Source organism: Rhizobium sp. C104 (genome assembly GCF_022354505.1).
Classification (GTDB): domain Bacteria; phylum Pseudomonadota; class Alphaproteobacteria; order Rhizobiales; family Rhizobiaceae; genus Rhizobium; species Rhizobium redzepovicii.
In genome coordinates this window covers 4,390,822-4,410,000 of the sequence record NZ_CP092348.1, presented here as the reverse complement: position 1 = coordinate 4,410,000, position 19,179 = coordinate 4,390,822, and the positions used below count along the sequence as shown (strand labels likewise).

21 protein-coding genes and 2 pseudogenes are annotated in these 19,179 nt (G+C 61.9%); 15 read left to right on the top strand and 8 right to left on the bottom strand.

Annotated features, from left to right (window positions below):
- Positions 1–3 precede the first annotated feature (3 nt).
- Complete coding sequence (locus tag MF410_RS22740) at positions 4–327, bottom strand: STAS domain-containing protein (RefSeq protein WP_131711047.1); 324 nt, start codon at positions 325–327, stop codon at positions 4–6.
- A 344-nt stretch (positions 328–671) separates the two neighbouring features.
- Between MF410_RS22740 and MF410_RS22735 the strand changes: the two are divergent.
- Positions 672–2,416: pseudogene (locus tag MF410_RS22735) on the top strand (chemotaxis protein).
- 38 nt (positions 2,417–2,454) lie between these two features.
- Here the strand turns inward: MF410_RS22735 and MF410_RS22730 are convergent.
- The gene (locus MF410_RS22730) at positions 2,455–3,537 is read right to left on the bottom strand and encodes a tetratricopeptide repeat protein (protein ID WP_097628782.1); all 1,083 of its coding nucleotides are present in this window, start codon (positions 3,535–3,537) and stop codon (positions 2,455–2,457) included.
- Positions 3,538–3,547: 10 nt separating this feature from the next.
- The gene (locus tag MF410_RS22725) at positions 3,548–4,201 is read right to left on the bottom strand and encodes a thiamine phosphate synthase (protein ID WP_097628781.1); all 654 of its coding nucleotides are present in this window, start codon (positions 4,199–4,201) and stop codon (positions 3,548–3,550) included.
- Between the two features lie 108 nt (positions 4,202–4,309).
- Here MF410_RS22725 and MF410_RS22720 point away from each other — a divergent pair, with 108 nt between their 5' ends.
- Positions 4,310–5,074, top strand: a complete 765-nt coding sequence (locus MF410_RS22720; protein ID WP_097628780.1) for a sulfite exporter TauE/SafE family protein — start codon at positions 4,310–4,312, stop codon at positions 5,072–5,074.
- A gap of 163 nt (positions 5,075–5,237) precedes the next feature.
- Complete coding sequence (locus MF410_RS22715) at positions 5,238–5,498, top strand: metalloregulator ArsR/SmtB family transcription factor (protein WP_097628779.1); 261 nt, start codon at positions 5,238–5,240, stop codon at positions 5,496–5,498.
- Between the two features lie 199 nt (positions 5,499–5,697).
- Here MF410_RS22715 and MF410_RS22710 read toward each other — a convergent pair whose 3' ends face one another.
- Positions 5,698–5,871: a DUF465 domain-containing protein gene (locus tag MF410_RS22710; protein WP_003566443.1), complete on the bottom strand. Its 174-nt coding sequence runs from the start codon at positions 5,869–5,871 to the stop codon at positions 5,698–5,700.
- A 228-nt stretch (positions 5,872–6,099) separates the two neighbouring features.
- Between MF410_RS22710 and MF410_RS22705 the strand changes: the two genes are divergently transcribed.
- The 6 genes from MF410_RS22705 (at position 6,100) to MF410_RS22680 (ending at position 10,100) form a co-directional block, all read left to right on the top strand.
- Positions 6,100–6,303, top strand: coding sequence for a DUF465 domain-containing protein (locus MF410_RS22705; RefSeq protein ID WP_097628804.1), 204 nt, complete (start codon positions 6,100–6,102; stop codon positions 6,301–6,303).
- 18 nt (positions 6,304–6,321) lie between these two features.
- Positions 6,322–6,816, top strand: a complete 495-nt coding sequence (purE, locus tag MF410_RS22700; protein ID WP_097628778.1) for a 5-(carboxyamino)imidazole ribonucleotide mutase — start codon at positions 6,322–6,324, stop codon at positions 6,814–6,816.
- Positions 6,813–7,889 (top strand): 5-(carboxyamino)imidazole ribonucleotide synthase, encoded by a 1,077-nt coding sequence (locus MF410_RS22695; RefSeq protein ID WP_097628777.1) that lies wholly within the window; start codon positions 6,813–6,815, stop codon positions 7,887–7,889. The genes purE and MF410_RS22695 overlap by 4 nt, the downstream gene beginning before the upstream one ends.
- A 164-nt stretch (positions 7,890–8,053) precedes the next feature.
- Positions 8,054–8,179: a type B 50S ribosomal protein L36 gene (ykgO, locus tag MF410_RS22690; RefSeq protein ID WP_003566454.1), complete on the top strand. Its 126-nt coding sequence runs from the start codon at positions 8,054–8,056 to the stop codon at positions 8,177–8,179.
- Positions 8,180–8,291: 112 nt separating this feature from the next.
- The gene (locus tag MF410_RS22685) at positions 8,292–8,927 is read left to right on the top strand and encodes a hypothetical protein (protein WP_097628776.1); all 636 of its coding nucleotides are present in this window, start codon (positions 8,292–8,294) and stop codon (positions 8,925–8,927) included.
- Between the two features lie 117 nt (positions 8,928–9,044).
- Entirely contained in the window at positions 9,045–10,100 is a 1,056-nt protein-coding gene (locus MF410_RS22680) for an alpha/beta hydrolase (RefSeq protein WP_097628775.1), read from the top strand.
- Between the two features lie 57 nt (positions 10,101–10,157).
- On the opposite strand, the gene MF410_RS22675 is transcribed toward MF410_RS22680, so the two are convergent.
- Positions 10,158–10,874, bottom strand: coding sequence for an SDR family oxidoreductase (locus MF410_RS22675; RefSeq protein ID WP_131711048.1), 717 nt, complete (start codon positions 10,872–10,874; stop codon positions 10,158–10,160).
- A gap of 228 nt (positions 10,875–11,102) precedes the next feature.
- Here MF410_RS22675 and MF410_RS22670 point away from each other — a divergent pair.
- The 3 genes and pseudogenes from MF410_RS22670 to MF410_RS22660 all read left to right on the top strand — a co-directional run bounded on the left by MF410_RS22670 (position 11,103) and on the right by MF410_RS22660 (position 14,866).
- A pseudogene (locus MF410_RS22670) lies at positions 11,103–11,958 on the top strand (helix-turn-helix transcriptional regulator).
- Between the two features lie 74 nt (positions 11,959–12,032).
- The gene (gene ggt / locus MF410_RS22665) at positions 12,033–13,769 is read left to right on the top strand and encodes a gamma-glutamyltransferase (protein ID WP_097628774.1); all 1,737 of its coding nucleotides are present in this window, start codon (positions 12,033–12,035) and stop codon (positions 13,767–13,769) included.
- Positions 13,770–13,891: 122 nt separating this feature from the next.
- The gene (locus MF410_RS22660) at positions 13,892–14,866 is read left to right on the top strand and encodes a threonine/serine dehydratase (RefSeq protein WP_097628773.1); all 975 of its coding nucleotides are present in this window, start codon (positions 13,892–13,894) and stop codon (positions 14,864–14,866) included.
- Positions 14,867–14,916: 50 nt separating this feature from the next.
- Here MF410_RS22660 and MF410_RS22655 read toward each other — a convergent pair whose 3' ends face one another.
- Both MF410_RS22655 and MF410_RS22650 read right to left on the bottom strand, forming a co-directional pair.
- A complete protein-coding gene (locus MF410_RS22655) occupies positions 14,917–15,723 on the bottom strand; it encodes a phytanoyl-CoA dioxygenase (protein WP_097628772.1) in 807 nt (268 codons plus the stop codon).
- A 230-nt stretch (positions 15,724–15,953) separates the two neighbouring features.
- The gene (locus MF410_RS22650) at positions 15,954–16,850 is read right to left on the bottom strand and encodes a LysR substrate-binding domain-containing protein (protein ID WP_097628802.1); all 897 of its coding nucleotides are present in this window, start codon (positions 16,848–16,850) and stop codon (positions 15,954–15,956) included.
- A gap of 118 nt (positions 16,851–16,968) precedes the next feature.
- On the opposite strand from MF410_RS22650, the gene MF410_RS22645 reads away from it, so the two are divergent.
- The 3 genes from MF410_RS22645 to MF410_RS22635 are packed head-to-tail and all read left to right on the top strand — an operon-like array spanning position 16,969 to position 18,334.
- Entirely contained in the window at positions 16,969–17,388 is a 420-nt protein-coding gene (locus tag MF410_RS22645; protein WP_097628771.1) for a tautomerase family protein, read from the top strand.
- Positions 17,385–17,789, top strand: a complete 405-nt coding sequence (locus tag MF410_RS22640) for a cupin domain-containing protein (protein ID WP_097628770.1) — start codon at positions 17,385–17,387, stop codon at positions 17,787–17,789. Before MF410_RS22645 ends, MF410_RS22640 begins: the two co-directional genes overlap by 4 nt.
- Entirely contained in the window at positions 17,786–18,334 is a 549-nt protein-coding gene (locus tag MF410_RS22635; protein ID WP_097628801.1) for a DUF4865 family protein, read from the top strand. The genes MF410_RS22640 and MF410_RS22635 overlap by 4 nt, the downstream gene beginning before the upstream one ends.
- 8 nt (positions 18,335–18,342) lie before the next feature.
- On the opposite strand, the gene MF410_RS22630 is transcribed toward MF410_RS22635, so the two are convergent.
- Positions 18,343–18,978 (bottom strand): LysE family translocator, encoded by a 636-nt coding sequence (locus MF410_RS22630; RefSeq protein ID WP_097628769.1) that lies wholly within the window; start codon positions 18,976–18,978, stop codon positions 18,343–18,345.
- Between the last annotated feature and the right edge of the window lie 201 nt (positions 18,979–19,179).

Genomic DNA, 19,179 nt, shown 5'->3' with positions numbered 1-19,179 from the left:
ACCTTACACCTCTTTATGCAACCAGAACTTGGAATCTTCTTGATCGAAGGATTCGATGAAACCTGCGCGTTCAAGTACCTTCAGCACCGAGCCGCTTGCAGGCGTAGATAGTTTGAATGTCTTCCCCTCAGCTTTTGCTTGACGGCGCGAGGACTCGATGAGTTGAACGAAACTCAGATCCGCTTCCGCACTTTCGGGAATGCTAACTGTGATTGCATCGTTGGCGCGAATTGCGTCAGTAAACTTTGAATATAGTTCGGACGTCGTACGAATACTTAGCCCATCAGGCAAATTTATAGATTCGCAATATTGCTTAGGAGTATCCAATGCAGCCCCCTTGGCCGGAGAAATACTTGACGACCTTTAAAGGACTTCTCACGGTAGCGTTAATGCAGGGTAAACAGCGGTTGTATGAAACTGTCGTATAACGAGTCCTCGGAACTTCCAATTTCTCATCCGGAATAAGTTGTATTTTTTTCTCAAAAATTAGAGATAAATGAAATAAAAGCAACAAGTTAAGCAATATTAACTAGATGTTCGATTTGGACCGACGCCCATCCACATCTTTCGTTAATCACAACGGTGACGAGTCCGGCGCGTTTACCGGACGTTTTCATCCTGCCCGTAAAACGAGAGTCGAATATGCCTGTGTTTAAGAAAAGGGATAAATGTTGGCACACGCTCTGGTATCGCCGACCGCTGCAGCCTGCACATCCGGACGGGACATCGGCCGGACCCTGGAATCCGCCCGCAGCCGGGTCGAGGAACGTTTTCTCGAAGGCGGCAGGGTACTGCTCTCGGTGATGGATGTTCTCAACCATCTGTTGAATTCTCTTGAGAGTGTCACCGCCGCGCTCGACAATGGGGAGTCGAGCGATACCGGCGCCGATCTCCGTGTCACGGTGGAGAACCTGACGGCGCTGCCGGTCACCGAGGAAAACCGCCAGGAGGCACTCGTCTCGCTGGCGCAGACCGGCAGGGAACTGCGCAAACATGTCTCCGACATGCAGGAGACGATGCGTTATCTCAGAACCTTCGCCGTCACCGTGAAGATCACCGGCGCCGGTCTTGCGGAATTCTCCGGCTTCGCACAGGAGATCCTGGAGCGAATCTCATTCCGGCACCGATGAAGTCAACCGTTTCGCCACCCAACTCGACAGCCTCGACAAGGAGGTCAAACTCGCCGCCTCCTTCGGCGCCAGTGTCTCCAAGGGTTATGCCGATACCGTTCCAGCCGTCGCCGCCGCCCTGCGCGACGATGCCGCCAAGATCGCCGAACACCGCAAGCATCTCGGCGTCGTCGCCCGCGAGGTCGGCGCGATTGCCCGCGGCGTCCAGAGCAAGGTCGCCTCGACGCTCTCTGCCCTGCAGATCGGCGACATCACCCGTCAACGCATCGAGCATGTGCAGGCCACCCTTTCGCTGCTTGAGGAATTCTTTGCCGGCGAGGAGGGCGCAAAGCTCGATGCCGGCGCGCGCAAGCGCCTGCAGAACGTCATCCACCATCTCACAGCAGCGCAGATGAGCGACATGTGCGCCAATTTCCAGCGGGATTCGGAGAATGTCGTCAAGACGATCGCCAGTTTCGACCACGACATGCGGGAGATCCTCAAGCTGCGCGATCAGATGAGCGGTGAGAGCGGCGAAGCCGGCGGCAATTTCATGCGCGCGCTGGAATCCAGCGTTTCGGCCGCCCACGAAATCGTCAAGCAGGTCGACACGACAAGCCGCCAGGCCGACCAGGTGAGCCAGTCGACGATCGGCACGGCAGCCAAGCTCTCCGAAGCGATCGCCAACATCCGCGCCGTCAAGACCGACATTCACTATATGGCTTTGAATACCAACCTGCGTTGCAGCCGCCTCGGCGAGGAAGGCAGGTCCATCAACGTCGTCACCGCCGAAGCTGCGCATCTTCGCCGGCAAGCTCGACGAATCTGCCGACGCTATCGTCACCGGCCTGCCGGCACTCGAGGCCGCGGCCGGGCGCGTCGCCCCCGCCGCCGATGTCGGGACCGGCGGTCTCGGAGAAAGCCTGACATCAGCTGTCGGCAATATCCGCTCCGCAGCCAATATGATGGAAAATGAGCTGAAGGTGCTCGCCGAGAACGGCCGCGAGGTCGCCACCAAGATCAGCCTGCTGATCGGCAAGCTCGATTTTCAGCGCGATCTCGGCGAAGTCTTTGCCAGCTGTGCCGATCTGCTCGAAAGCGCTGCCGGCACCGAGGTCGCCGATATCTCCGATCTTACCGATGCGATCGCTCCGCTCGACCGCAAGATCTTCAAACACTATACGATGGTCCAGGAGCGCAGCATTCACCGCGACATCATCCCGGCGAGCGAAGACAGCGCCCCGGCGCCCGCCGAGACCGTCAAAGCCGAAAGCGACGAGGATCTTTTCGCCGACGCGCTGTTTTAAAAACGTTCCCGCTTGGGACGCGCAAAAGATGCTGTAATCTATCGCCGCCGGAACTTGTTGGCGGCCTCGATCGCCGCCTTCTGCTGATCATCCTCAATGCCGAGATAGAAATCCTCGAGCGAGGGATCGGCGAGCCCTGCCCGGCGCGACAGGACGTACCACTTTGCCGCCTCGACAGGATCCGGCGCCGTGCCGATAGCGTTGATATAAAGATGGGCGAGCTTGTTCTGAGCAACGACATTGCCGCCATTGGCGGCAAGCTTCAGCCATTCGAAGCCCTTGACGTAATCCTTCGGCCCGCCGACGCCGTTGACGAGCCAGATGCCGAGATCAAGTTGAGCGGTGTCGAAACCGGCGCGCGCCGCACGTGCCATCCACTCGCGGGCGAGCTGCTTCTTTTCCACAGGCAAGTCCTTCAGCGTCGCATAGATCTGCGCCACGGCATATTGCGAATCGGCAATGCCCTGCTCGGCCGATTTCTCGTAGAATGGCAGCGCGAGCTTCAGTCCCGTCTCGCCGGGATGATCGGCGATGACAAGCTGCGCCCAGTTGAACTCCGCCGAAGGATTGCCGGCCTCGGCGGCCTTACGCATGTAGTCGTCGGCCTTGACCTTGTCGCGCGGCACGCCCTGGCCTTCCATCAGGATCAGCGCATATTTGAACATTGCCGCCGCATCGCCGCCTTCGGCCGCCTTGCCGTACCAGAAGGCGGCGTTCTTGATGTCCTTCTTGACACCAAGCCCCTGCGAGAGGATTTCGCCGATCAGCGTCTGCGCCGCTGCATCGCCGAGCTGGGCGCGTGGCAGCGCCTTGTCCATTGCCGTCAGGTAATAACCGCGCTGGAAGGCGCCGTAAGCCTCGTCGACAGGTCCCTTGTAATCCTTCTCCGGCGGCAGGTCCGGCAGCTTCGCACCCATGCGGTCGAACACGCCGACACCATCGGAGGGCCGCACACCCGGGACAGAGGGGCGGTCGGTGCGGAAGGTCGATGCTGGCGCCGAGCCCGGCTGGCTGATGACGCTGTCGGTGGCCTGCGCCAAGACGACACCCGGCCCGGCCGCAACCAAGGCGGCCATGCTGGCAAGGATAAGATTCAACAGGCGGGCGGTGGGGATCGGCATGAGCGCGATTTCAATCCTCAAACCGTGGCGCTTTTTCGTCGAGAAGCGCGTTGACTTCGGCGACGATAGACGGCGCCCGGTTGGGCTCGCCGAAGACAGCCAGCCGCAGCGCCACGAATTCCGCTCCGGTCTCGGCGACGGCAAGCGCCGAGGCCGGATCGGTGCCGCCCATGACGATGCAGGGAATCTCGATCATCGAGGCCCACCATTCGCCGAGCGCAAGGTTCTTCGGATGTGCCTCCGGCTTGATATCGCCGTCGAGCTTGCCGAAGAAAATATAGTCCGGCCTGGCTTCGCCGATCTCCAGCGCATTGTGCCGGTCGGCTGCGTTACCGCCGCCGACGATCAGCTTCGGCGCATGTTTTTCGATCGCTTCCGAAAGTGCCTCGGCATTGCCGGAAAGGTGCAGGCCGTCGGCCTTGGCCCGTCCCGCAACGCGGCTGTCGCCTGCAATCAGGGCGGCCGCCCCGGCATCCTGGATCAGCGGCACCAGTTTCTCCGCATGTTTCTGGAAGGTACCGTCGTCGAGCCCGTACTGCGGCACGATCACCGAAGCGACATCGCCGCCCTTCAGCGCGCCGGCAACGATCCTTGCCTGCTCATCGGCATCGGCAATATCGGGTACGATGAGCACAAGGCGGCAGCGGTTTTCCGGTTCGGTCATCAGGTCTTCCCGTTTCCTCGCGAATTCCTCGTTGAGATGAGGGATCCGCACTCGTTTTGTGTGAGTAGTTCCGTTAGACGAGGCTTGCAAGAGGAGGACGTCGAAAGCATGCCGCAGGATTTATCATTCTACTACGCCGCCGTGCCCGCGGTTCTGCTGGTGGGCCTCGCGAAGGGCGGCATGGGCGACGCTTTGTCGCTGATCGGCCTGCCCTTCCTCGCCCTCGTCGTCTCGCCGGTCGAGGCGGCGGCCATCCTGCTGCCGATCCTGGTCTTCATGGACATGATCTCGCTCGTCATCTGGCGCCAGCACGGCGACTGGGCGACGCTGAAGATCATGCTGCCAGGCGCAGTCTTCGGCATCGCGATGGGCTGGGCGACCTCGGCGCTCGTTCCGGGCAACATGCTGCGCATCGTCATCGGCGCTGTGACCATCCTCTTCTGCCTGCGCTATTTCTGGAACAATTACGGCCCGGGCGCCGGCAAGATCGTCCCGCCGCGCGGACAGCGGCCGGTGGCCGCCGGCCTTTGGGGTACATTTTCCGGCTACGGCAGCTTCGTCGCCCATGCGGGAGGCGCACCCTTTCAAATCTATGCCCTGCCGCTCAAGCTGCAGCCACGCGAATATACGGGCACCAGCGTGCGCTTCTTCGCGATCCTCAACGCCATCAAGCTCATTCCCTATTTCGCACTCGGTCAGCTCGACACCCAGAATCTCGCGACCTCCGCAACGCTTCTACCCTTCGCCCCGCTCGCCACCCTTGCAGGCGCCTGGTGTGTGCGCCGCATGAAGCCGGCGATCTTCTACCCCTTCATGTATGCGATGGCCCTCATCGCCGCCTTCCTCATCGTGCGCGAGGGTCTTGGCTGGTAGGGCAGCCCTGCTGCATCTTCCTTCAATCGGAACCGACCTGAAGAATTATGCAGCAATTCTAAGTGTAACCATCCTTGGCGCGTCTGAAAGACTACGAGGCCGTAGTACGCTGCAATGCACAATTTCCTTGCTGGAACGTCCGGTTTGACGTAGCTTTCCCGCTATGTCGAACACGGACCCCTTCTCTGCGATTGCCGATCCGAACCGGCGGTTTCTGCTGGAGGAATTGCGTCGTGCGCCGCGGACCGTCAACGAACTGGCTGAGGGCCTGCCGATCAGCCGCCCCGCCGTGTCGCAACATCTGAAGGCGCTGCTCGACAGCAACCTCGTCTCGGTGACCTCGGAAGGCACGAAACGCATCTACACGGTCAACAACCGCGGTTTCGACATGCTCAATTTATGGCTGGATCAGTTCTGGGCTTGAAGCCGGCTCACATGACAGCCCCGCCCCTCGTATGGCTGTGACTTGAAGCGCGGCGCTCGCAAAAGCGCCAGCCGCGATGCCGCTGGCATCGGGCTGGCGCAATTCTGGTGTGAACTCACCGGTTCTTGCTGATTTCAGGCGGAATGGATGGATTTACCTTTTCTTTCGCAAGATGATCGACCGGCGACCCTTGGGAAGATCAGTGGACGGATGACTTGAGACGCATAATCTCGTCCTTGATGCGCAGCTTGCGGCGCTTGCATTCGGCAATTTCCGTATCGGAGATAGAGGGAGCTGTTCTGAGCGCGTGCAGCTCCTCTTCGAGAGCGACATGCTTTTTCTGGAGTGATTCAAGATGAGCTTGAACTGTCATTTGACCCTTCCTTCCTCTTACCCTCCCCGGCCAACATCGTCGGGGATCAAGGTGTCAACGCGGCGGACTGTGACATATTTTTGAAGGCTTGTCGAAGGCCAAAAGATGAAGACTGGATGGCAATTTCATGATCAAGACTAACTAGCCGTTACCCGTATTTGGTGATAGGAGCTTGCGGAAATCATCGGCAGATCGGACAAAGTCCGGGGACGATAACGGGGAATGCATATGGCCGATCAGGAACAGGCGGAAATCAGGCTCACCGTGGCGCGGCTGCGCCAGGAGCACGAGGATTTCGACGCCGCGATCAACGCCATGATCCTAACCGGATGCGATGCTCTGCGAATCCAGCGCATGAAAAAGAAAAAACTCGTTATCAAGGACAAGCTCTCCAAGCTGGAAGATCAGATCATCCCTGACATCATCGCCTGAGAGGGAAGAGCAGCAACGATGACAGACAGACCACCCGTCGCCATCATCATGGGAAGCCAGTCCGACTGGGAGACCATGAAAAACGCAGCCGACACGCTCGAGGCGCTGGAAATTCCCTATGACGCGCGCATCATTTCGGCGCACCGCACAGTCGACCGGCTGGTCAATTTCGCCAAGGGCGCGCGCGCGGAGGGCTTCAAGGTCATCATCGCAGGCGCCGGCGGCGCCGCCCACCTGCCGGGTATGACCGCCGCGATGACGCCGCTGCCGGTCTTCGGCGTGCCGGTCCAGTCCAAAACCATGTCCGGCCAGGACAGCCTGCTTTCCATCGTGCAGATGCCGGCCGGCATTCCTGTCGGTACGCTCGCCATCGGCAAGGCCGGCGCGGTCAACGCCGCCCTTCTCGCCGCCGCGGTGCTTGCCCTTTCCGACGAAGAAGTCGCCGACCGGCTAGACGAATGGCGCGAGCGCCAGAGTGCTGCCGTCGCCGAATACCCGATGGACGATCTATGACGGCAAGAACGATCGGGATCATCGGCGGCGGCCAGCTCGGCCGCATGCTGGCCATTGCCGCCGCCAGGTTGAATTTTCGCACGGTCATCCTCGAGCCGCAGGCCAACTGCCCGGCCGCCCAGCTCGCCAACCGGCAGATTACTGCCGCCTATGACGATCCGGCTGCGCTGGCCGAACTCGCCGACATATGCGACGTCGTCACCTACGAATTCGAAAACGTGCCCGTCGCAGCAGCCGAAAGGCTCTCGGCGAGCGTGTCCGTCTATCCGCCGCCGAAGGCGCTGGAAGCCGCCCAAGACCGCCTGGTCGAGAAGCGCTTTCTCAATGGCTGCGGCATAACCACTGCCCGCTTCCACACGATCGACAGCCAGGCCGATCTTGAGACGGCACTGAAGGATTTCGGCGGCCAAGGCGTGCTGAAAACCCGCCGTCTCGGTTATGACGGCAAGGGCCAGAAGGTTTTTCGCTCGGCGGCAGACAGCCCGGATGGCGCCTATGCAGCCCTTGGCGGCGTGCCGCTCATCCTCGAAAGCTTCGTCGCCTTCGAGCGCGAGGTCTCGATCATCGCCGCCCGCGCCAGCGACGGAACGGTCGTCTGCTTTGATCCCGCCGAGAATGTCCACCGCAACGGCATCCTCCACACCTCGACGGTTCCCGCTGCGATCTCTGCGCCGGCGGCGGACGCCGCGCGGCAATCGGCCGAGAAAATCCTTGCCGCATTGAATTATGTCGGCGTCATCGGCATCGAATTCTTCGTGCTTGCCGATGGCGGTCTGATCGCCAACGAGATGGCGCCGCGTGTTCACAACTCCGGTCACTGGACGGAAGCCGCCTGCGTCGTCAGCCAGTTCGAGCAGCATATTCGCGCCGTCGCCAGCCTGCCGCTCGGCAATGCCGAGCGCCATTCCGACTGCGTCATGCAGAACCTGATCGGCGACGATATTCTTGCCGTTCCGGACTGGCTGCGGCGCCCCGATACACTGGTTCATCTCTATGGCAAGACCGAGTGGCGCCCCGGCCGCAAGATGGGCCATGTCACCACCTTGACGCCGAAATCGCCGGTTTTGGCCTGAGAAAACACCCCGTTGCCTTGGGAAAAACACCTTCATGTGGTTGACACGGAAAAGGTGACGGGGTATCTGCTCCCCACCTAAACAGCGCGCCCGATGGCGCGCTTTTGATTGTTAAAAGATACGGGCGAATGTGAATTCCCCCATAGAGATCGCGGATCAGAAAAATGAAGATCAAGAATTCGCTCAAGTCGCTCAAGGCTCGTCACCGTGACAACCGTCTGGTTCGCCGCAAGGGCCGCATCTACATCATCAACAAGCTGAACCCGCGCTTCAAGGCTCGTCAGGGCTGATTTCGCGCGTCCGGATCGCCCTGCCGCGTGAGCTTGCGCTGGCAGATATATCCGGTGGGTCGCTGCGGTGATCACGTCAAATTTGTTTGATCTTCGGCGCTGGCGGGCTAATATGCCCGCCATGCGCTTTTTTGCTTTGACATCAGCGGCGCTGCCGCTTGCCCTCATTCTGCTCACCTCCTCCTTTCCGGCCGCCGCCGCGGAAAAGCCGGCCGCCGCCACGAAAAAGGAGGTTATCGTCGAGCCGGCGGATGCCAACAATTCGCCGAAACAGCACCTCGACCAACTCTTCAGCCAGCTGAAACGCGAGCGCGACCCCGACAAAGCCAGCGGCATCGCCAATGAGATCCGCATCGAATGGAACGATTCCGGCAGCGCCACGATCAATCTGCTGATGCAGTGGGCCGACAAGGCGATCGAGGAAAAGCGCAATCCCGCCGCCCTCGATTTCCTTGACGAGGCGATCGCGCTGAAACCCGATTATGCCGAAAGCTGGAACCGCCGCGCGACGCTGAACTTCGTCATGGGCAATTATCGCAAGTCGATGTCCGATATCGAACGGGTGCTCGATCTCGAGCCGCGCCATTTCGGCGCGCTCTCCGGCATGGCGGCGATCCTCAGCAATTCCGGCAACGACCAGCTGACCTTGAAGGCCTGGGAGCGTTTTCTTGACATCTACCCCGCCGAACGCACCGCGCAGGAACAGGTCAACACGCTTGCTGAAAAACTTGCCGGCAACCGCACCTGATCCTCGGGCGTTGATCTTGACCTCCGGCCAAGCCGCGCAATTTAGAACTTTCAGACGGGAAACGACGCAGCGCGTCCGCTCTCGGCAAAACCGCCGCAACTATCGCCCGTTAAGATCATGCTTGCAGAAGTTTCCGCTCTTCTCGCCCCGCTCGCCGCCGCTATCGGTTACTCCTCCTACAAGGCGCGGCAATTCGAACAGACCTATCCGAATATCGGCGAACTGACGGATGTCGGCGGCTACCGCATGAATGCCGTCCATATCGAGCGTCCCGAAGGCGCCGACCTGCCGGCCCTCGTCTTCATTCACGGCGCCAGCGGCAATCTGCTCGACCAGGTCGTCGCCTTTCGCGCAGCACTCGAAGGCCGGGCCGAGATGCTCTTCGTCGATCGTCCCGGCCACGGTTATTCCGAACGCGGCGGCCCTGACAACGCTGTCCCTTCCGGTCAGGCCGATGCGATCGCCAGCCTGATGGAAAAGCGCGGCATCGAAAAAGCTGTCATCGTCGGCCATTCCTTCGGCGGCGCAATCACCGCCGCTTTCGGTCTGCGCCATCCCGACAAGACCTCGGGCCTGCTTTTCCTCGCCCCCGCCACCCACCCCTGGCCGGGCGGCATCGACTGGTATTATCACGTCGCAACCGTGCCGGTCCTCGGCTGGCTCTTCAACCACGCGATCGTCGTGCCGCTCGGTCTCAGCCGGCTGGAACGCGGAACGCGGAACGTCTTCCACCCCAATCCGCGCCCCGCCGATTACATCGAAAGGACCGGTCCCTCGCTGGTGCTGCGGCCCGACGCTTTCCACAACAATGCCGCCGATTTCAAGAGACTGCTTGCCTATGTGAAGGAACAGTCGCCGCGCTATTCTCAGATCACCGCGCCGACCGTCATCATCACAGGCGACAGTGACGAGATCGTCTGGGAGCACCTGCATTCACGCGGCCTGGCCCGTGATATAGCAGGCTCCGAACTCATCACCGTTCGCGGCGTCGGCCACAAGCCGGATTATCTCGCAACCGATGTCGCCATTGCCGCCATCGAGAAGATCGCCGGCATGCCGCGCGACCTGCAGGCGATCGCGCGCCGGGCCGAAGAGAGGCTCGCCGCCGCATCACGCGATCGAACGCTTGCAGCCGTGCCATCGTTGCGGCCAGGCGCCCTTCACGGCGCATAACCTCTACGGCTCGAGTTTCCGCCGGTGAAACCATCGGCAGCAACACCGAAACCCGCATCAGGCGCTGAGACGCACACCGCCGTCGCAGGTGATCACGTGGCCACTCATGAAGCCGTTTCCGATCAGGAAGGCGATCGCCTCCGCGATATCCTCCGGCCTGCCGACGCGACCGACCGGCGTGCGGCTGGCGAAGTCCGCAAAGACGTTGTCACGCTGCTCCGAGGGCAGGAAACTCCACCACGGCGTATCGATGACCCCAGGTGAAACGCCGTTGACACGCAACGGCTTCAATTCGGCGGCCAGCACCGGCACCATTGCCTCGATGCCGGCATTGACGGCAGCAAGCCCAGCCGTACCGGGCATCGCGGCCTGCGCACTGACCGCCGAAACGAAGGTGATGCTGCCGCCCGGCTGCAACAGCGGCAGCGCCGCCTGGGCTGCCGCGGCATGCGGAATGAGCTTGGTCTGGAACCCGGCCAGCAGATCAGCCATGTCGAGTGTAGCAAAAGGCCCGGCGCCGTGACCGCTGCCCATCGCCAGCACCAGATGATCGAACGCGCCGATCCCGGAAAAAGCCTTTCCGAGTGCGGATAGCTTCGCCGCATCGAGCACGAGGCTGCGCAGATCACCGTCGAGCGATGCTTTTGCCGCGGCAAGTTTGTCACCATCACGGCCCGCAATGGTGACCGTATATCCCTGTTTCAAAAGTAGTTTCGCCGTAGTAAGGCCGATGCCGGAAGAACCGCCGATGACGACGACATGCTGTAAAGACATGATGCTGCTCCTTGATTAGAGCATGATGCCGAAAAGTATGAGCGGTTTTCGGACGACATCATGCTCTAACTCTTGAATTTGGAACAGGATTCAGACTTTAGGCCGACCGGGCCTAAAATCATCCTGTTCTAGTCGAGCCGCAGGCGCTTCAATCACCCGCGACGCCTGCATCATGCGCCGCCTGGAAATGTCAAACAGTTCCATTTTTATCCTGGTATCAATACTGATATGATCCCCGGCATGGACCAGAGAGCCGATACATTCGAAGCCCGCCGCCGTGAATTCGCAGCCTTCCTGCGTTCTCGTCGCGAGCGGCTGGCGCCGTCCGAAGTCGGCTTGCCGGAGGGTTTTCGCCGGCGCACGCCAGGTCTGAGGCGTGAGGAACTCGCCATGCTCGCCGGCGTCGGCACCACCTGGTACACATGGCTGGAACAGGGCCGTGACATCAGACCCTCGGCACAGGTGCTCAATGCCCTTGCCGATGCGCTGCACCTCGACGAGGCCGAGCGCCAACATCTCTTCACCCTCAACGACCGCCAGACGGCGCAGACAGTATCCAGCGCGCCCGAATTCGTCGACGAACCGCTGAAGCGCATGCTCGCCAACCTCACCCACCAACCGGCCTATGTGCTTGGCCGCCGGTGGGATGTGCTCGCCTGGAACCGCGCCGCCGAAGTACTCTTCGGTGGTTATGACACACTCGACCGTGACGAGCGCAACACTATGCATCGCCTCTTCGCCGACCCGGCGCATCGCCGGCTGCTCGTCGATTGGGAGGCGGTTGCCCGCGTCTCACTGGCGATGTTTCGCGCCGACAGCGCGCGTTATGCCGGTGATCCGGATTTCGAGCGCCTAATCGCACTGCTGAAACAGGCAAGCTCTGAATTTCGTGATTGGTGGCAGCGCCACGAGGTCGTCAGCCCGCTGTCGGGTATCAAGCGCATCGATCATCCGGTTAAAGGCCGCATGTCCTTCGAGCATACAGGGCTGACATTGACGAGCTCGGCCGGAGATGAAGCTCGTTGTCTACACGCCGCTGGACGATGAAGACACCAACCGGAAACTCGCCGAGCTTCTTGCCTAAAGCTAATCCCTTGCATTGCCTCGGGCCGTCGCAGCCCCATATGTTTTCCATCATTGTCCATAGGAGGGGAAATCATGGACCGCCTGCATATCGGCACGATCTCCGTCATTTCGGCACTGTCGCTGAGCCTGACGTCGGCCTTCGCCGCCTCGCCCGCGCCTGTCGAGGCCGAGCACGGCATGGTCGTCACCGCCCAGCATCTGGCGACCGATGTCGGCGTCGAGGTGCTGAAGGGCGGCGGCAATGCCGTCGATGCAGCCGTCGCCGTCGGCTATGCGCTGGCGGTCGTCTATCCCTCGGCCGGCAATCTCGGCGGAGGCGGCTTCATGACCATCCGCCTGAAGGACGGCACCAAGACCTTCCTCGATTTCCGCGAACGCGCGCCGCTTGCCGCCACGAAGACCATGTATCTCGATGCCAAAGGCGATATCGTGCCGCGCGCCAGCCTCGACGGCTATCTTGCCGTCGGCGTTCCCGGTTCCGTCATGGGCTTCGAAACCGCGCGCGAGAAATACGGCACAAAGCCGCGCCAGGATCTGATCGCACCGGCACTTCGTTTCGCCAGGGAAGGCTACACGCTGGAACAGGGCGATGCCGCAAGTTTCGCCGGCAGCGCCAAACGGCTCGCCAAGGACGAGGCGGCGGCGAAGATTTTCCTGAAACCCGATGGCAAAGCCTATGCATCGGGTGAAAAGCTCCAGCAGCCCGACCTTGCCGCGGTCCTGGCGGCCATTTCCGAAAAAGGTCCTGACGCCTTCTACAAGGCTGCGCCCGCCGAGGCGATCGTCAAGGCAAGCCAGGCCAAGGGCGGTATCCTCGCCAGGCAAGATTTCGAGCAATATGCCGTGCGCGAGTTGAAGCCGGTCGAATGTAATTATCGCGGTTACGACATCATCTCCTCGCCGCCGCCTTCCTCCGGCGGTGTCATAATCTGCGAGATCCTCAACGTTCTGGAAGGTTATCCGCTTTCCTACCTGGGCTACGGCTCGGCCGACACCGCGCATGTGATGGTCGAGGCCATGCGCTACGCCTATGTCGACCGCAACGCTGCGCTCGGCGATCCCGATTTCGTCGAGAACCCCGTCGCAAAGCTCATCGACAAGACCTATGCCAAGGAGATCGCTGCCAAGATCGATCCCTACAAGGCCGGCACGTCGGCCAACCTTAAACCGCTCGGCGGCAAGGAAAGCACCGAGACGACGCATTATTCGATCATCGACGACGAGGGCAATGCGGTCGCCGTCACCTATACGCTGAACGGGTCTTTCGGCGCCGCGGTCGTCGCGCCCGGCACCGGCGTCCTGCTCAACAACGAGATGGACGATTTCACCTCCAAGCCCGGCGTGCCGAACCTTTATGGCCTCGTCCAGGGCGAGGCGAACGCCATCGCTCCGAAGAAGACACCGCTCTCCTCGATGAGCCCGACGATCGTCACCAAGGACGGCAAGCCCTTCATGGTGATCGGCAGCCCCGGCGGCTCGCGCATCATCACCATCACGCTGGAGGCGATCCTGAACGTCGTCGATTTCGGCATGGATATCAGCCAGGCGGTGAATGCGCCGCGTATCCACCATCAATGGCAGCCCGACAAGGTCTATCTCGAACCCTATGCAATTTCGCCCGATACGGAAAAGACCCTCGCCGCCATGGGCTACAGCTTCGACGGCGGCAATGATGCGCCGCTCTGGGGCCAGGCCGCCGGCATCCTCGTCGGCGGCAAAAGCCTCGCCGCCATCGAAAAGGGCGGTGGTGCGCGCTATAACGGCGCCATGGACAGCCGCGCGGCGGAAGGCTCGGCGAACGGCTACTGACGGTCGCCAGCAGCGGGCGGCAAATGCGACAGGCCATTCATGTCACGGTGACAAAGTCGCCGTTCACAAATGGCTGGCCGCGCCCTAAGCATGAGCGAACCCGCAAGCAGGACGATTCCCGAATGGCCAGCATTGAAATGATTGTCGCCGCCCGCGCCCGTCTGCGCGGCCACGCGAGGCGCACGCCGCTTCTCTCCTCTCCCTTCCTGAACGAGATCGCCGGCCGGCGTCTGTTCGTGAAGGCCGAATGCCTGCAGCATTCCGGCTCGTTCAAGTTTCGCGGCGGCTGGTCGGCCGTCTCCGGCCTCGATCCGGCAGTGCGCGCGAAGGGCGTTATCGCGTTTTCCTCCGGCAACCATGCCCAGGGTGTCGCCCTTGCCGCCAAGCTGCACAATGTGCCCTCCGTCATCATCATGCCGAGCGACGCGCCGAAGCTGAAGATCGCCAACACCCGCGCCTTCGGCGCCGAGGTGGTGCTCTACGACCGCGTCAACGAGGACCGCGACGAGATCGGCGCGAGGCTGTCGGCCGAGCGCGGCCTGACGCTGATCAAGCCCTTCGACGAACCGCTTGTCATCGCCGGCCAGGGCACGACCGGCCTCGAAATCTCCGAGCAGGCGGAAGAGGAAGGCGTGACATCAGCCGAAGTCCTCGTGCCCTGCGGGGGCGGCGGATTGACCTCCGGCATCGCGCTCGCGCTTGAAGCCAGCGCCCCCGGCTTTCGCGTCCGGCCCTGCGAGCCCAAGGATTTCGACGACACCGCCCGCTCGCTCGCCTCCGGCAGGATCGAGCGCAACGTGGCGATATCAGGCTCTATCTGCGATGCGATCGTCACGCCGCAGCCGGGAAATATCACCTTCCCGATCCTCAAGCGCCTCGCCGGCGCCGGCATCGTCGTCACCGACGAAGAGGCGCTGCGCGCCATGGCGCTCGCCTTCGTCAGGCTGAAGATCGTGGTCGAGCCGGGCGGCGCGGTGGCGCTCGCCGCCGCCCTCTTCCATGGCGAGGCGCTGGAAAGCGACACGGTGGTCGCCGTCACCTCCGGCGGCAATGTCGATGCAGATATCTTCGCCATGGCGTTGGAACGCTTCGGCTGAGGGCATCGTGAGGCATCCGGCTCTCTTGAGCCGAATGCCGCATTCAACCGTCAGATGGAGTGAAGCGCCCGGCGGATTGCTATCTCGACCGGCGAATAGACGCCGTCCTTCCGCTCAAGCCGAAGCGGTTCGGACGGTGCAAGGCCGGGCTGTCCCATGAAGCGCGGTTCATTGCCGCCATGCTTTTGTGCTGCATGGATCAGGAATGGATGGCACAGATAGACCGTGCCGGCCTGCCCCGTCGCCAAGGCCAGCGGCCGGGCTTCACCGACATGCTCCAGCCGGAGATGGGCCATACCCGCCTCACCCGCCGGTGCCAGAAGGCGCGCGACATCCTTGTGCGAGCCGATACGGATGCGGGTCGGCGCATCCTCTTCCCCGACATCCGAGAACAGGAAAAGCATCAGCAGCGCCCGTCCGCGCGAGGTGATATTCACCCGCCAGGCGGAAAAGTCCCGCTGCTCGTTCGGATCGGAACCCCCACCGGGAAAGCTCAGATCGACATGCCAGCCGGCATCGCCGGGATCGTCCGGATGGGGAAAGCGCACCGGGAAACTGCCAAGCCCGGTGCGTGGCTCCCAGCGCCCTCTGCCGACAAGCTGGTCGAACGCCGAATGCAATACCGGTGTGTTGACAGCTTTCTCGAACGGGCCTCCACCATAACCGGCAAGCCGCACGACCGGTTGCGTCCATGTTCTTGGATCATCCGCACCGAAGGGAATATCGCACCACATGATGGCACGAGCTTCCTGGGCCAATTCGCGGGGAAAAGCCTCGTCGATCCGGATAAAGCCATCCTCGATGAATTGCTCGATCTGCGCGGCGCTCAGCGCCGGTGGGTAAACATTCGATGTCATGAAATATCTCTCTATCGCCAATCCTGCTGGCTCTTTCCTTGGCCAGATGCAGGGTGGTTGCAGTCCACGGCAACGCGCCAGCCGCGAAGGTTGGCAAGCGGCCGCATATTCCGATGCCCGAAGGCAGAGCTTTAAAGGCTCAAGAAGAAGGCCGTAGCGATATTGAGAGTGATCGTCTTCATAGCAGTCCGAAGCTATAGCCACGCGATCGAAGGGTCAATGCGGCAATGTCAGGCCGCCGTCCCGCGAAGCGCGCCATTCACCGACTGCAGCACGAGCTCGGCAAGCCGGGCCGCCGCCGGCTGCGGTTCGGCTTCGGCCCGATGCAGGACCAGCCCGAGCTTCGGCAAATCAGGCAAGCCGATCGTCTCCGGCGCCAGCGGCCGGACCTTTGCCGGCAATCCGATCGGTGTGCGGATAGTGATGCCGAGGCCTGCAGCCGCCGCTGCCCAGAGGCCGCCGAGGCTGGAGCTGACGAAGGCGAGACGCCAGGAAATGCCGGCCTCGTCAAGTGCCCGGGTCGCCGCACTGCGCATCAGGCACGGCGCCTCCAGCGAGGCGAGCGGTATCGGCTCGCCACTTGCCGCATGCCAGCCGGGCGATCTCTCGGCAGGCCCGATCCAGCGCATCGACACCTCGCCGATCCGTTCGCAATGTGCCGTCACCGTACCGTCGCTCCAGGCGAGCGCCAGATCAAGCTTGCCTGAGGTGACGCGCTCAAGCAGTTCGACATTGCGCACCACCCGCGCCTCGATGCGGACCTTCGGATGCGCCCGCGCGAAGCGGCCGAGCACCTCCGGCAGCAGGGTCTCGCCAAAATCCTCCTGCAGGCCGAGCCGCACCCAGCCTTCCAGCTCGATGCTGTGCACGGCCGCAGCCGCCTCGTCATTCAACTCCAGCAGCCGCCTGGCATAACCGAGCATCGTCTCGCCGGCATCGGTGAGCGCCAGCCCGCGCCCCGCTTTGCGGAAGATCGGCGTGCCCGCCTGTTCCTCCAGCTTCTTCAGCTGCGCGCTCACCGCCGAGGTTGAACGTCCGAGCTTTTCGGCCGCCTTGGCGAAATTGCCGAGTTCCATGCCGGTCGAAAAGGCTCGAAGCACATCGAGATCGAAGATCGTCCGTCGCATCATACAATCCCATTTTTTAGGATTATCAGTTCATAAAATTCTGATTTTCGGTACCATCGTGTCGTGCGATGGTGCTGTTGTCAAGGCCGACGAACGGCCCAAACCATGGAGCCCCCCGATGCCCTTCGTTCGCATTTCTCTCCGCAGAGGCAAGTCGCCGGAGTATCTTACGGCACTCGCCGACACCATCCAGCGCGCCCTGGTCGAAACCTTCGACGTGCCGGAAAACGACCGCTTTCAGGCCATCCATCAGCATGATGAAAACGAGCTGATCTTCGACAGCAGCTATCTTGCCGGGCCGCGCTCAAACGATTTCGTCTATATCTCGATCACCATCGGCCGGCCTCGCACGGTCGAGATGAAGGCGGCGCTCTATCGGCGGCTCGCCGATCTGCTGGCGCAGTCACCGGGCCTCCGGCCCGAGGATGTGATGATCGTCATCAGCACTAATGCCCCGGAGGACTGGTGCTTCGGCAACGGCATCGCCCAGATGACCGACCCCGATTGGCGGCTGCGGGCGGCCGGAGGCCAACGATGAGCGCTTTGAACCCGAAGGCCATGACGGTCAGCCGCCCCGGAAGGGCGGTGCGCTCGCCGGAGGGTGTCGCCACGGCGCCTTTCTGGGTCGAGATGCTGCTCGAAGGCAGCGCCGATGGCGAAAACACGGCCATGCGCGCCACACTCGATCCCGGGACCATCACCCGCTGGCATACGCACCCTCGAGGCCAGTTGCTCTATGTGCTTTCGGGTCATGGGCTGGCGCAGAGCGAGGGTGGTCCCGTCGCGGAACTGCGCGCCGGCGACGCCGTCTGGTTTGCGGCCGGCGAGCGTCACTGGCATGGCGCGGCCCATGACAGTCCCTTCGGCTATCTCAGCATTCAGGCAACGGAAAACGGCAGCATCGTCGAATGGCTGCAGCCGGTGGAGGCACGATCATGATCGCCATGCAATACAGCTTCACCCTGCCCGCCGATTACGACATGTCGATCATCGACCGCCGAATCCGCGACAAGGGACCGCTGCTCGACGGCTTTCCCAATCTCGGCTTCAAGGCCTATCTCAGCGCCCGCCATGGCGAATTCGCCAGCCCCGACAATCTTTATGCGCCCTTCTACCTCTGGCAAAAGCCGGAAGGGGCAAGCGACTTCCTCTGCGGCCCCGCTTTCCAAACGCTCGCCGGCGCCTTCGGTTGGCCGCAGGTAAAAACCTGGATCGTCTGGCAGGCGGAAATCTCGCCCGATATTGCCGCAGCCAGGTTTGCCACACGCGAAGTCCTACAAATGGACCCTCACGCACCGCTTGCTGATATTCGCGACGCCGAAAGCGCTGAGGCTGAAGCAGAGGTTCGGGCAGGCGCCCTCGCCTCCATCCGCGGTTTCGAGCCGACGACATGGACACGGGTGCGCTTCAGGCTATGGCGAGAGATCCCCGAGAGCGCTGAGCACATGCAGGCCTATCGCGTCGGCCACCTATCCCTGCCTTAAGCCTGACCTTAAACGGTGGCCCGGCGATAGAAGGCGAGCGAGCCGGCAAGCGCCAGCAGCGCGCCGCCGCAGGCGCGCTCCAGCCATAGGGCGCCCGAGGTTTTCAGGAAACGCACCGCCTGCGAGCCGAAGAAGGCGTAGCCGAACATAATGAGGAAATCGAGCACGGCAAAGGTGAGCGCGAGCAGCCCATATTGCGTTACCTGCGGCAGCGCCGGATCGATGAACTGCGGCAGGAAGGCCGAGAAGAACAAATAGCCCTTCGGATTGGTCGCCGCGACCATGAAGCTCTTCAGCCCGATCGAGAAAGTCGACGTCGTCCCCGCCGGCGCACCTGCTTTCAACGCCGCATCGATCCCGCCCTTCGAGCGCAGCAGCATGATGCCGAGAAAGGCGAGATAGGCGGCACCGGCCCATTTCAGCATCGAGAACCAGAATTCCGATGCCGCCAGCAGCGCACCGAGCCCGACCGCCACAGCACCGATCAGCACGAAATCGGAGAGGACGGCACCGATCATGCCGGCCATTGCCCGGCGCAGGCCATGCCGCGAACCGTTGGTCAGCGCCAGCAGCACTGTCGGGCCCGGCGTGGCGATACCGACAAAGGAAACGGCTGCAAAAGCCATAAGCGTAACGATATCCATGATGATCCCTCCGAACCTAGAGCATGTCTCGCAAAAGTGTGCAGCGGTTTTGCTATAAAGACATGGGCAAAAACAAAGACCTAAAGCGTGACAAGCGAATCTGAAAGATCGCGACGCGCTTTAGCGCTATAGGGGAGGAAACTTGCATGCACCGGCGCCCTTGGCAATGCCCCGGCCATCAACGAAAAAGCCCGCCGCTTC

Bases quoted from the DNA above. Each gene is read 5' to 3' on its own strand.
- MF410_RS22650 (WP_097628802.1), bottom strand. From the start codon at position 16,850: ATGCGACGGACGATCTTCGATCTCGATGTGCTTCGAGCCTTTTCGACC.
- MF410_RS22715 (WP_097628779.1), top strand. From the start codon at position 5,238: ATGTCGAACACGGACCCCTTCTCTGCGATTGCCGATCCGAACCGGCGG.
- MF410_RS22660 (WP_097628773.1), top strand. From the start codon at position 13,892: ATGGCCAGCATTGAAATGATTGTCGCCGCCCGCGCCCGTCTGCGCGGC.
- MF410_RS22630 (WP_097628769.1), bottom strand. From the start codon at position 18,978: ATGGATATCGTTACGCTTATGGCTTTTGCAGCCGTTTCCTTTGTCGGT.
- MF410_RS22635 (WP_097628801.1), top strand. From the start codon at position 17,786: ATGATCGCCATGCAATACAGCTTCACCCTGCCCGCCGATTACGACATG.
- MF410_RS22705 (WP_097628804.1), top strand. From the start codon at position 6,100: ATGGCCGATCAGGAACAGGCGGAAATCAGGCTCACCGTGGCGCGGCTG.
- MF410_RS22695 (WP_097628777.1), top strand. From the start codon at position 6,813: ATGACGGCAAGAACGATCGGGATCATCGGCGGCGGCCAGCTCGGCCGC.
- purE (WP_097628778.1), top strand. From the start codon at position 6,322: ATGACAGACAGACCACCCGTCGCCATCATCATGGGAAGCCAGTCCGAC.
- MF410_RS22710 (WP_003566443.1), bottom strand. From the start codon at position 5,871: ATGACAGTTCAAGCTCATCTTGAATCACTCCAGAAAAAGCATGTCGCT.
- MF410_RS22725 (WP_097628781.1), bottom strand. From the start codon at position 4,201: ATGACCGAACCGGAAAACCGCTGCCGCCTTGTGCTCATCGTACCCGAT.
- MF410_RS22680 (WP_097628775.1), top strand. From the start codon at position 9,045: ATGCTTGCAGAAGTTTCCGCTCTTCTCGCCCCGCTCGCCGCCGCTATC.
- MF410_RS22720 (WP_097628780.1), top strand. From the start codon at position 4,310: ATGCCGCAGGATTTATCATTCTACTACGCCGCCGTGCCCGCGGTTCTG.
- MF410_RS22730 (WP_097628782.1), bottom strand. From the start codon at position 3,537: ATGCCGATCCCCACCGCCCGCCTGTTGAATCTTATCCTTGCCAGCATG.
- MF410_RS22655 (WP_097628772.1), bottom strand. From the start codon at position 15,723: ATGACATCGAATGTTTACCCACCGGCGCTGAGCGCCGCGCAGATCGAG.
- ykgO (WP_003566454.1), top strand. From the start codon at position 8,054: ATGAAGATCAAGAATTCGCTCAAGTCGCTCAAGGCTCGTCACCGTGAC.
- ggt (WP_097628774.1), top strand. From the start codon at position 12,033: ATGGACCGCCTGCATATCGGCACGATCTCCGTCATTTCGGCACTGTCG.
- MF410_RS22685 (WP_097628776.1), top strand. From the start codon at position 8,292: ATGCCCGCCATGCGCTTTTTTGCTTTGACATCAGCGGCGCTGCCGCTT.
- MF410_RS22640 (WP_097628770.1), top strand. From the start codon at position 17,385: ATGAGCGCTTTGAACCCGAAGGCCATGACGGTCAGCCGCCCCGGAAGG.
- MF410_RS22675 (WP_131711048.1), bottom strand. From the start codon at position 10,874: ATGTCTTTACAGCATGTCGTCGTCATCGGCGGTTCTTCCGGCATCGGC.
- MF410_RS22645 (WP_097628771.1), top strand. From the start codon at position 16,969: ATGCCCTTCGTTCGCATTTCTCTCCGCAGAGGCAAGTCGCCGGAGTAT.